This window comes from Lutispora sp. QWL-02, from assembly GCF_058315355.1.
Window position 1 is genome coordinate 2,639,885 of record NZ_CM177762.1, and the last position, 11,884, is coordinate 2,651,768.

Here is an 11,884-nt window from a genome sequence, read left to right on the forward strand (position 1 = left end):
GCAAATATTATTTATAGCGTTAAAAAGCTTTTGGAGGTGTATTCATGTCTGATGATAAAATGAACACAAGAGATTGCTTGCAGAGAGCCTGGATGAATACTATGGAGCTGGTTCGTGATTTTGAAATGTATTCTAAGAGAATAGAAGACGAAAAAGTCGCGGATGTTTTCAAAAAATTTGCCGAAGAGCAAGGGATGCAGGCGAGCAGTTTACGGGAAATGTATAATAAATATGAGCAAAATTAATAAAGACCGTTATACAGTCTGAGGCTTCCAATGGAAGCCTTTCTTACATTATATTTCAATCATTTTTTTTTATCGGCTACAAATGATAATGATAAGCAAAATATTTGGGGGTTTTATCATTGATCAGATGCAGTGAAATATTAGAAAAGCCTATTTTTAACAATAAATCTAAAGAAATGTTTTCTTTAGTGTATGATGTCATATTAAAAAAAGATAGCAATAAAATACTAGGTTTTGTCTGGAGAAAAAAAACTCTCAAGAAAGAATTCTCCTTAATTTTATATAATGATTTATTATCTGTAAACAAAGATGGATTATATGTCAAAAGCAGTTATGTGCCTCATGACTTTGATTATAATAATAGTTTATATTTTGGTTTATCATATAAACATGGCTTTTCAAATAAAATAGTCTTAAATAGAGATAATGAGCTTATAGGTATTATCAGAGATGCATTGTTGGATATGGAGACAGGATCATTTACATGCTTTGAATTTTCCGAAGGCTATATAGACGATATTTTCACAGGCAGAAAACTCATTGCGGCAGGGTCCGGCTATAAGATTGATTCAAACGCAGTAATTCTTTTCTATAACGATATAGTGCAGGAACAAGGCAGAGGCTTGCTTAATATGAATAAGCTTATCTAATAAATTTAATGGGTTGATATATATGATAAATCATATAAACAATAAAAAAGTTTTATATAAGTTGATCAAATATTTGATTGTATTTATTATTTTATTGCTTGCTTATAAATATAGGGCATTTTTATCCAATATTCTTAGCCCATTTCTTATATCGGCACTGCTTGCCTATCTTCTTAATCCGATAGTGCATTTTTTTCAGAAGAAAGGCCTCAAAAGGCTTAATAGTGTTATTTTAGTATATACCATATTTTTATCATTAGTTATATTCTTCGGCTTATTTATAATCCCAAAGCTATTTAAAGATATTTCTGTTTTGGTGGAAAGCATACCTATATACGCACAGCAGCTCAAAAATCTGTATAAAAAGTTTCAGGACGGATATATCAATAGTGATTTGCCTCAAGGACTTAAAGATATAATTGATGATAATATGCTGCTTGTTCAGAATATGATTCTATCTTTTTTACAAAATGCTGCTGATTCAATAATAAATTTTTTTTCAAAAGCATTCAATTTCATTATAGTGCCTGTACTTACTTTTTACATGCTTAAGGACTCTGAATACTTTAAGAATCAGCTCATACTAATATTGCCGAAATCAAAGAGGAATAAAGTTCTTCAGCTATTTAAAGATATTGATAATGTTTTCGGCAAATATATAAGAGGACAGATATTTATTTCATCAGTTGTAGGAGTGCTGACAACCATAGCATTGGTTTTAATCAGGGTCAAGTACTCTTTGACTCTGGGAATATTTGCAAGCATCTCTAACATCATACCATATTTTGGCCCAATAATAGGTATGATACCAACTATAGTATTTGCTTTTTTAGATTCACCGACAAAAGCACTATATGCAGCAGGAGCTTACCTGTTGGTACAGCAAATTGAAAGCGGCATTATAACACCTAAAGTAATAGGCGAAAGCGTTGGTATACATCCTATATATGTGATCATGGCTTTGCTTGTAGGCGGTAAAATTTTCGGCGTTACAGGCTTAATAATAGCCGTGCCCGTTGCTGCAGTAATAAAGCTGTGCATGCGGCATTTTTTGAAAAATATTATTTAAGAAACTGCATATAATACCAGGAAGTTGACAAAATTTGTACAGTAATATATAATTTTTGGTATTAATAATTATATATTATGCTGAAAAGGAATATAATGAAGTCCCGTGGAATTGGCTTCATCCCATTAGGGATGAAGATTTTTATAATTCATAGAAAAGTATGAATTTAAGGAAAGGCTCCCCTTATAGTTAAAATGCTTCCCAAGGAAGCCTTTCTTATTACCTACATTTACTTTAAGAGGAGGATAACTATGGAAAAACTAGGCTTAAATGAAATAAGAGAGAAATTTCTTAGTTTTTTTGAAACGAAAGCCCACCTAAGGCTTAAAAGCGCATCTCTGATTCCTGAAAAGGATAAGAGTCTTCTATTGATAAATTCAGGTATGGCACCATTAAAACCCTTTTTTACCGGTCAGGAAACACCTCCCAATAAAAGAGTTACGACCTGCCAAAAATGCATAAGAACTCCTGACATTGAGAGGGTAGGGAAAACGGCTCGGCATGGAACTTTCTTCGAAATGCTGGGGAATTTTTCTTTTGGCGATTATTTTAAAGAAGACGCGATTGCTTGGGCATGGGAGTTTTGTACAAAATGGCTGGAGCTGCCGGAAGATAGGCTTTGGGTTACTATTTACCAGGATGACAATGAAGCCTTTGAAATCTGGAACAAAAAAATAGGGGTAGCACCTGAAAAGATTGTAAGAATGGGTAAGGAGGATAATTTCTGGGAAATTGGATTAGGACCTTGCGGACCCTGTTCTGAGATTTATTTTGATCGTGGAGAAAGATATAGCTGCGGCAAACCTACCTGCAAATTCGGATGCGATTGTGACAGATATATTGAGTTCTGGAATCTGGTCTTTACCCAGTTCGATAAAGATGAGGAAGGCAATTATAACAGATTAGCTAACCCCAATATTGATACAGGCATGGGCTTAGAAAGAATGTCTGCTATCATGCAAGAAGTCGATAATATTTTTGAAGTAGATACAATAAAATATACATTGGAATATATATGCAGCTTGGCTGGAGTAGAATACGGAATGGATGAAAAGACTGATGTATCTATAAGGGTTATAACTGATCATATCAGAAGCGTTACTTTCATGATTTCTGATGGAGTGCTGCCGAGCAATGAAGGCAGAGGATACGTTTTAAGGCGGCTTCTCAGAAGAGGTGCAAGACATGGCAAGCTTTTGGGGCTTAAAGGAGCCTTTCTGAGCAAGGTTTCAAAAAAAGTGATTGAGCTGTATCATAATGCATATCCTGAGCTAAAAGAAAAAGAAGAATATATTGAAAATATAATTGACATAGAAGAAGAGAGATTTGAGGAAACCTTGGAGCAAGGACTGGAAAAATTACAGGAATACATCGATCTTATGGGCGACAGCGACACACTTTCAGGGGAAGCTGCATTCAAGCTTTATGACACCTACGGATTTCCTTTGGACTTAACAAAGGACATTTTGGAAGAACAGGGACTGAAGGTTGACGAACGTTCCTTTGCCAATGAAATGGAGCTTCAAAGAGAGAGGGCCAGGACAGCCAGAGGCGATAATGAAGCAGAAGGCTGGAAAGAAGATATATATTCTAAATTGGATAATGATGTAAAAACGGATTTTGTAGGATATGATAAATTGACAGTTCACAGTATTATTAAAGCAATTATTGCAGATAATATCATAGTTAATAAAAGTAAAAAAGGAGATAATATAAGCGTTATATTGCCTGAGACACCTTTTTATGCAGAGAGCGGAGGCCAATTAGCAGATTCCGGTTTTATTGAAGGAGAAAGCTTCAAACTCCAAGTTGTAGACTGTAAAAAAGTAGTCGGAGGGAGATATGCGCACAGTTGTATAGTTTTAGAAGGCGAGGTTTCTGTAGGTGACAAATGCATCGCTGTGGTAGATAAGAAGCAAAGATTGGCTACAGCAAGAAATCATTCAGTGACACACTTACTTCATAAAGCCCTTAGAAACATACTGGGATCCCATGTAGAGCAAGCGGGCTCCCTAGTGGAGAAGGATAGGTTAAGGTTTGATTTCTCTCATTTTAAGGCCATGACTGAAGATGAGATTAAAAAGGTGGAAAGAGAAGTAAACGTCAACATATGGAAGGGGATGGAAATAACCATAACCGAGACAACGATAGAAGAAGCCAAGAATATGGGTGCCATGGCTCTGTTTGGAGAGAAGTATGGCAATATTGTAAGGGTTGTGAAAATGGGGGATTACAGCATAGAGCTATGCGGAGGAACCCACATGAACAATACAAGCCAAATAGGAATGTTTAAAATAGTAAGTGAAGGAGGAATCGCTGCCGGCGTAAGAAGGATTGAAGCGATTACAGGAGAAGTCTTATATGAGTATCTTTTAGATAAAGAAAACCTTATAATCAATGCATGTTCAAAATTAAAAACAAATGAAGATGATCTGCTGAGAAAAATAGAACATATGATTAAAGATGCGAAAAGCATGGAAAAAGAAATACAGTCATTAAAGAGCAAAATTGCAGAAGCGGATTTAGATGAGTATTTAGCCCAAGCAAATGAAGTTAAAAATGTAAGATATGTTGTGATTGATGCGCATTTATCCAGCCTTGAAGACATGAGGGCTCTTGGAGATAAGATTAAGGAAAAGCTGGATAATGGACTGGTAATTCTCTATTCAAAAAGCACCGATAAAACAACTATTTTGGCTATGGCATCAAAAGCTGCGGTATCAAAGGGTATACATGCAGGAAATATAATAAAGGAAGTAACTAAAATAGGAAATGGCAGCGGCGGCGGCAGACCTGATATGGCTCAAGGCGGTATAAAGGATAACGGCAAGATTGGCGAAATAAAGGATGCACTGCCTGTAATAATTGCAAAGCAAATACAATAAAAAACATTGAAATGTGCTCGTTACTATATTATCATTAAGATAGTAAATTACGGAAGGTGGTGTCATAATGTACTCTAACATTGAAGAAACGATGAAATTTAAAGTAGACAAAGAGAAAGAATATGTGCCTTCTGAAATACTTATAAGTGTTTATAAAGCTTTGCTTGAAAAAGGGTACAATCCAATAAATCAGATTGTTGGATATATACTTTCCGGAGACCCCACGTATATAACGAGTCACAATAATGCTAGAAGTCTTATAAGGAAAATGGAAAGAGATGAGCTTTTAGAAGAGCTGGTAAAGGCATACGTTAAAGATAAATAAGGCATAATCAATGGTATTCAATATGGGCTGGAGGAGCAGCATCGTGACTTCTTCCAGTCTTTTTGTTGATGGATGGATTATGAAATAGGTGGAGAAAGTATGGAATATGTAAATTTAGGCAATACGGACATTATAGTATCTAAACTATGTTTTGGAAGCTTAACAATAAGCTCTCTTCAATCAAATCTCAGTCTGACGGACGGAGTAAGGGTTATAGAAGAAGCCTATGACCGTGGAGTCAATTTTTTGGATACAGCGGAATTATATGAAAATTACTCTTATATAAAGCAAGCAATAAAAGGCAAAAGAGATAAGTTTATTATTTCAACCAAATCCTATGCTTATTCTTACGAGGGCGGAGAAAAAAGCCTGAAAAAAGCATTGAGAGAATTAGACACGGATTACATCGATATTTTTTCCCTTCACGAACAGGAAAGTGAACATACATTGAGAGGTCATAGTGAAGCTATAGAATATCTGCTAAGGGCAAAAGAAAAAGGTTATATAAGAGCGTTGGGCATATCAACTCATCATGTCGCAGGGGTGAGGGCTGCATTAAAATATGATGATATACAAATAATACATCCCATCTATAATAAAGCCGGCCTTGGGATTATTGACGGCAGTATATCAGATATGAAAGATGCCATCGCAAAAGCTAATTCTATGGGCAAAGGGATATATTCAATGAAGCCTTTGGGCGGCGGTAATTTGCTTAATATGGTAGAAGAATCCATCGGTTTTGTGCTGGAAAATCCAAATATACATTCAGTAGCGGTAGGGATGCAGAGCGTTGAAGAAGTGATATTTAATACTATGCTTTTTGAGGGGAAAACTATCCCAGGCTATATTAGAGCATCTATAGGCAAAAAAGAGAGAAAATTGCTGATAGATTTTTGGTGTGAGGGATGTGGTTCCTGCGTATCTGCATGCAAACAAGGCGCATTAAGCTTAAATGGAAAACGGGCTGTAGTAAATCCGGAAAAATGCATTCTATGCGGCTATTGCAGCAGATATTGCAAAGAATTCTGCATAAAGATAATATAGGCTCGAGGTGATAGATATGCGACTCATGGGATTGGATGTTGGCGACGCTACCATAGGCGTAGCAGTAAGCGATGAATTAGGATGGATGGCTCATGGCATTTGCACAATCCGTCGAAAATCTCTCAATGAGGATATGAAACAGCTGAAAGATATAATAGAGGGAAAAAATGTCGGCAAAATTATAATAGGATTGCCAAAAAACATGAATAATACTATGGGAGAAAGATGCAGAAAGTCTATAGAGTTTGGTGAGATAATTAAAGATTTTTTCCCGGGAATTGAAATAATACTATGGGATGAAAGACTTACTACTGCAGCAGCTCAAAGAACCCTGCTTGAAGCCGATGTCAGCAGAAAAAACAGAAAAAAGGTTATAGATAAAATTGCTGCAATATTTATACTGCAAGGTTATATGGATGCTCAAAAAAACTCATGAATGTTTGAAAGACAATATTTTGTTCCTGTTGACATAGAATAGACTGTAGTATAGAATAACAATAAGTTTATGAAAGAAGGTGACACAATGAGCGATGATATGGACTTCATTGTTCTTTATGATGAGGATGGCAACGAAACTGAGTTTGAAGTAATTGCCACATTGGAGTTGGATGAAAATGAGTATGCTATTTTACTGCCTTCAGACGCAGATATTGACCCCGAATCCGATGAAGTAGACGAAGTATATGTGCTTAGAATGGAACAAGATGAAAACGGAGAGGATATTCTCGTTGGTATAGAAGATGAGGATGAATTAAACGAAGTAATAAAAGCATATGAAGAACTTATAAAAGACGAGTCAAACTAAAAGAAGTCGGGAAATCCCGACTTCTTAAACTTTATCTCTTATTGTAAGCTTCAATACCCTTAGCCAGAATATCCATTGCAACTTTTAAGTCTTCTTCCTTTAAAATATATGCTAATCTCACTTCATCTTTTCCGAGTCCTGGGGTGGCATAGAAGCCTTCAGCAGGAGCAACCATTGTAGTAGCATTGTTAACATTAAAATCAGTAAGCATCCATTTAGCAAAATCTTCTGCATTATCTATCGGAAGCTTAGCTACCACATAGAAAGCACCCATAGGCTTTTCACATACAACTCCTGGTATGTTTTTTAATGCATCGTAAACTATGTTTCTTCTCTTCTGGTATTCAAGATTAACTTCTGCAAAATATTCCTTTGCTGTATCAACTAAAGCTGTTGCGCCTATCATTTCAATGGTCGGAGCACATAATCTGGCTTGGGCAAACTTCATTATGGTTTTCATGAAGTTCTTATTTTTTGAACATACGCAGCCGATTCTTGCACCGCAAGCACTATACCTTTTGGATATGCTATCGCAGATTATCACTCTGTCTTCGATCCCTGCTATATCCATTAAGCTTGTGAATTTTAGGCCATCATAGATAAATTCCCTGTAGACCTCATCACCGATTAAGAAAATGTCATGCTCTAAGGCGATTTCACCAAGCATAACCAATTCTTCTTTAGTATAAACGGCTCCTGTGGGGTTACCCGGATTTGAGATCATTATAGCTCTCGTATTAGGCTTGATAAGGCTCTTTATATAGGCTTTGCTTGGAAGATGGAAGCCCTCCTCTGCCTTGGTCGTAATGGGTTTAACCTCCATACCTGCTTCGCAGGCAAATCCATTGTAGTTTGCATAGAATGGCTCCGGAACCAATACTTCATCCCCTGGATCTCCAATGGCCATCATTGACATTATTATAGCTTCACTGCCGCCGTTAGTGATTATAATTTCATCTTGTGCAAAATCAATATTCCATTTTTTATAATATTTCCTGAATGAATCAATTAGATCAAGATTTCCCTGGGATAGAGCATATTCTAATACAGGTGCATCAAAATTTTTAATAGCCTGGAAGAATAATTCAGGGGTTTTGATATCAGGCTGCCCAATATTGAGATGGTAAACTTTAACCCCTCTTTTTTTTGCTTCTTGAGCGAAAGGCACCAGTTTTCTTATTGGTGACGCAGGCATCAAATCGGCTCTTTTTGAAAGATTCAACAATAAAATCCCTCCTAAATCATGATAGTATACAATTAGATGATAGCATAACTTTCTAAAAAATCAAACTATATTAGAAATTATTTAGATGCCTAAGAGCTTATTAACCATTGACAATATTTTCAATTGATAATAGAATAAAACTATATGATGTGAAGGAAGATGTTGGTTTTGGGCTATGAATATGAAATGCTTAGGAAAAAGATAAAAGAAAAAGGTTTTAAGTTTACCCCTCAAAGAAAATCTATTTTGGATGTAATTATCGCTAATGAAGGCAAGCACCTGAGTGCTGAAGAGATATATGAGATGGTAAAAAATAATTGCCCTGACATAGGGCTTGCAACAGTATATAGAACTATGCAGATATTAGATGAAGCAGGGATGGTATATAAGCATAATTTTGATGACGGAAGAAGCAGATATGAATTATACCATGACGAAGATCATCAGCATCATCATCTGATATGCATCAATTGCGGAAAAGTTGTGGAAGTGGAAGAAGACCTGCTCGAGCAGCTTGAGCATGAGGTAGAAAGCAAGTACGACTTTTCAATAATCAATCATAACTTAAAGTTTTTCGGATACTGCCGTGAATGCAGGGATTAGAGTATTGTAAGTTATTGCAATACTTTTTTCATTGATGGTCAAAAAGGCTTTAATAAAGATTTTAGCAGAGGGCTAAGTCTTTGAAAATACATTTAAGGTTAAGTTAGACTAAGGAGATCTATGCTTTCTTATGCCTTATAAAAAAGTATAATAAGCAAATAATATTAATGCGAATAAAAGAAAGGAAGTATGTTTTTTGGCTAACACGAAAGCAAAACTAAAATTAATACCATTGGGCGGCTTGCAGGAAATTGGGAAAAATATGCTTGTTGTAGAGTACAAGAATACAATAATAGTTATAGACTGCGGCCTTATGTTTCCCGATGAGGGGATGCTCGGAATAGATTTGGTGATCCCCGATATAAGCTATTTATTAAAGAATAAAGATAAAGTGAAAGGTATAATGCTCACGCACGGACATGAAGACCACATAGGCGCATTGCCATATGTACTGCGTCAGATAAACGTTCCTTTGTACGGCACAAAGCTCACTTTAGGTCTTGTTGAGAACAAGCTTAAAGAGCACACTACTTTATCTGATGTGAGTATGAATATAATAAAGCCAAGGGATGTAGTAAAGCTTGGGGATTTGGAAGTTGAGTTTATCAAGACAAACCACAGCATAGCAGATTCGGTCGGGCTGGCAGTACACACTCCTGTAGGCACTATAGTTCATACAGGTGATTTCAAAATAGATTATCAGCCCGTAGACGGAGAACTGATAGATCTTCACCGCTTTGCAGAATTGGGCAAGAAAGGCGTATTGGTAATGTTGGCCGACAGCACCAATGTTGAAAGAGAAGGCTATTCCATGTCAGAGAGTACTGTGGGTCATAACTTTACCGAACTGTTCAGCAATGCTAAGCAAAGGATACTTGTGGCAACATTCGCATCCAATATACATCGAATACAGCAGGTGGTCAATGCATCCATTCAATCGGGCAGAAAGGTTGCAATATCGGGCAGAAGCATGGTAAATGTAATAAATGTTGCTACAGAATTAGGATACTTGGATATTCCTGAAAATGTTCTTTTAGATATTGATCATATAGATAAGTATCCGGCTAATAGAATAACTATAATCACTACAGGAAGCCAGGGTGAAGCTATGTCTGCATTGACAAGGATGGCTTCATCGGATCATAGAAAGGTTGACATTGTTCCCGGTGACACTGTAATAATATCTGCAACTCCTATTCCTGGCAATGAGAAATTGGTTTCCCGAGTAATCAATCAATTGTTTAAAAAAGGTGCAGATGTTATTTATGAAGCCCTGGCAGATGTCCATGTATCAGGGCACGCATACCAAGAAGAATTGAAGCTGCTTCAAGCACTTATAAAGCCTAAGTTTTTTGTACCTGTACATGGGGAATACAGACATCTCATTCAGCATGCCCAGATAGCAGAAAAGATGGGAGTTGCTAAAGAGAACATATTTATAGCTGATAACGGCACAGTGATGGAATTTACTAAAGATACAGGCAAAATTACCGGCACAGTAATGGCTGGAAGAGTACTGGTAGACGGCCTTGGTGTAGGGGATGTGGGGAATATAGTTCTTCGCGACAGAAAGCATCTGTCTCAAGACGGCCTTATAGTGGTTGTAGTGACATTGAGCAAAGAATCCGGCTTGGTAGTTGCAGGGCCTGATATAATATCAAGAGGCTTTGTATATGTGAGAGAATCTGAGGATTTGATGGAGCAGGCCAGGTCTGTGATCAAAGAAGCGCTGGTATCATGCGAAGAAAAGAAGATAACAGAATGGGGAACAATAAAGACCTATATTAAAGATAATCTTAAAGAATATATATATCAAAAAACCAAGAGAAATCCGATGATTCTTCCTATCATAATGGAAATATAACGAGGCAACATATGCTGCCTCGCCGAACGTCCTGATATAAGAAAATTTTCCTACAATCGGAAAAATTCCTTAGAATTAGAGGGTTATAACAGCCTTGAAATATCAAGGCTTTTCTTAATGCATCATTAACAGAATTCTTAGTTCGGATATAATAGAATTGTGGGGGTAATCTGATGAAGAAAATATTTGCTATAGTAAATCCTGTATCTGCAAACGGATCTACAGGCAGGCAATGGCCAAATTTGGAGAAAACCATAAAAGCTTCCGGAATAGACCTGGATTATGTGCTCACGGAATATCCGATGCATGCCGTAGAGTTGACGCGAAACGCCCTGAAAGGGGGCTGCGAGATTATAGTATCTGTAGGCGGAGACGGGACTATGAATGAGGTCATCAATGGCTTCTTTGAAAGCGGAAGGCTGATCAATGAAAATGCAGCCTTAGCTATATTCTCAAGAGGGACAGGCTGTGATGCAATAAGAACCATAGGCATAAAAAATGATGTGGACTCAATAATAGCGGTTCTGAAGGATATGAAAAGCGAAGCATATGATGTAGGCACGGTGGATTTCATAGAGTATGGCGGAAAGAAAAGTCAAAGATATTTTCTCAATGTATCAGATGTAGGCATAGGTGGAGAAACTACATTCAGGGTAAACAGAAATTCAAAAGCGCTAAAAGGTTTTTTATCCTTTATGTTAGGCGCGCTGACTACGATAATAGTATATAAGAATAAATGCTTTGAAATATCTATCGATGAGATGAATATAAAAGAAAAGCTAAACAGTGTAATAATAGCAAACGGAAAATATTTTGGCGGAGGAATGAAGATTGCTCCAATGGCGGATATGACAGATGGACTTTTCGACATCATAATTCTTGGCAATCTAAATAAATTTCAACTTTTATATAATTTCTCAAAAATATATAACGGCACACACTTGAGCCATCCCAAAGTAAGGCATTACAAAGGGAAGCATATAAAAGTAAATTCAAAGCATAAGGCATTGATTGAGATAGACGGTGAACAGCCGGGAATAATAGAAGCAGAATTTCGCATTCTGCCTAAAAAATTAAAAGTGCTTGTCGGGGCATGAATAAATATCAAAGAATGATGCTAATATTGTAATTATTAAGCTGTAAATGTATAATGTTTTATTGTTGAA

The 11,884-nt window shown here is 36.6% G+C and carries 12 protein-coding genes; 11 read left to right on the forward strand and 1 reads right to left on the reverse strand.

The genetic code is table 11. From position 1 onward, the window contains the following. Nucleotides 1–44: 44 nt before the first annotated feature. The 8 genes from AC4HCY_RS12330 (at nt 45) to AC4HCY_RS12365 (ending at nt 7,026) form a co-directional block, all read left to right on the forward strand. Nucleotides 45–245, forward strand: coding sequence for a rubrerythrin (locus AC4HCY_RS12330; protein ID WP_323431743.1), 201 nt, complete (start codon nt 45–47; stop codon nt 243–245). Nucleotides 246–364: 119 nt separating this feature from the next. Continuing rightward, the gene (locus AC4HCY_RS12335; RefSeq protein WP_323431744.1) at nt 365–895 is read left to right on the forward strand and encodes a PRC-barrel domain-containing protein; all 531 of its coding nucleotides are present in this window, start codon (nt 365–367) and stop codon (nt 893–895) included. 22 nt (nt 896–917) lie between these two features. Next, complete coding sequence (locus AC4HCY_RS12340) at nt 918–1,964, forward strand: AI-2E family transporter (protein WP_323431745.1); 1,047 nt, start codon at nt 918–920, stop codon at nt 1,962–1,964. 251 nt (nt 1,965–2,215) lie between these two features. Then, nucleotides 2,216–4,849, forward strand: coding sequence for an alanine--tRNA ligase (gene alaS / locus AC4HCY_RS12345; protein ID WP_491094351.1), 2,634 nt, complete (start codon nt 2,216–2,218; stop codon nt 4,847–4,849). A 67-nt stretch (nt 4,850–4,916) separates the two neighbouring features. After that, nucleotides 4,917–5,174, forward strand: coding sequence for an IreB family regulatory phosphoprotein (locus AC4HCY_RS12350; protein ID WP_323431747.1), 258 nt, complete (start codon nt 4,917–4,919; stop codon nt 5,172–5,174). Between the two features lie 99 nt (nt 5,175–5,273). Further along, nucleotides 5,274–6,221: an aldo/keto reductase gene (locus AC4HCY_RS12355; protein WP_491094352.1), complete on the forward strand. Its 948-nt coding sequence runs from the start codon at nt 5,274–5,276 to the stop codon at nt 6,219–6,221. Nucleotides 6,222–6,228: 7 nt separating this feature from the next. Then, nucleotides 6,229–6,657 carry a Holliday junction resolvase RuvX gene (gene ruvX / locus AC4HCY_RS12360; RefSeq protein ID WP_442916672.1) on the forward strand — a complete coding sequence of 143 codons (429 nt, stop codon included), beginning with the start codon at nt 6,229–6,231 and terminating at the stop codon, nt 6,655–6,657. A gap of 87 nt (nt 6,658–6,744) precedes the next feature. Then, nucleotides 6,745–7,026, forward strand: coding sequence for a DUF1292 domain-containing protein (locus AC4HCY_RS12365; RefSeq protein WP_255227304.1), 282 nt, complete (start codon nt 6,745–6,747; stop codon nt 7,024–7,026). A gap of 31 nt (nt 7,027–7,057) precedes the next feature. Here the strand turns inward: AC4HCY_RS12365 and AC4HCY_RS12370 are convergent, their stop codons facing one another. Next, nucleotides 7,058–8,248, reverse strand: coding sequence for a pyridoxal phosphate-dependent aminotransferase (locus AC4HCY_RS12370; protein ID WP_323431766.1), 1,191 nt, complete (start codon nt 8,246–8,248; stop codon nt 7,058–7,060). Nucleotides 8,249–8,410: 162 nt separating this feature from the next. Between AC4HCY_RS12370 and AC4HCY_RS12375 the strand changes: the two genes are divergently transcribed. From AC4HCY_RS12375 to AC4HCY_RS12385, 3 genes are all read left to right on the forward strand, one after another. After that, on the forward strand, nt 8,411–8,854 hold the full coding sequence (locus AC4HCY_RS12375) for a Fur family transcriptional regulator (RefSeq protein WP_323431750.1): 444 nt from the start codon (nt 8,411–8,413) through the stop codon (nt 8,852–8,854). A 196-nt stretch (nt 8,855–9,050) separates the two neighbouring features. Next, nucleotides 9,051–10,718 (forward strand): ribonuclease J, encoded by a 1,668-nt coding sequence (locus AC4HCY_RS12380; protein ID WP_323431751.1) that lies wholly within the window; start codon nt 9,051–9,053, stop codon nt 10,716–10,718. A 173-nt stretch (nt 10,719–10,891) separates the two neighbouring features. After that, a complete protein-coding gene (locus AC4HCY_RS12385; protein ID WP_491094353.1) occupies nt 10,892–11,815 on the forward strand; it encodes a diacylglycerol/lipid kinase family protein in 924 nt (307 codons plus the stop codon). Nucleotides 11,816–11,884 lie beyond the last annotated feature (69 nt).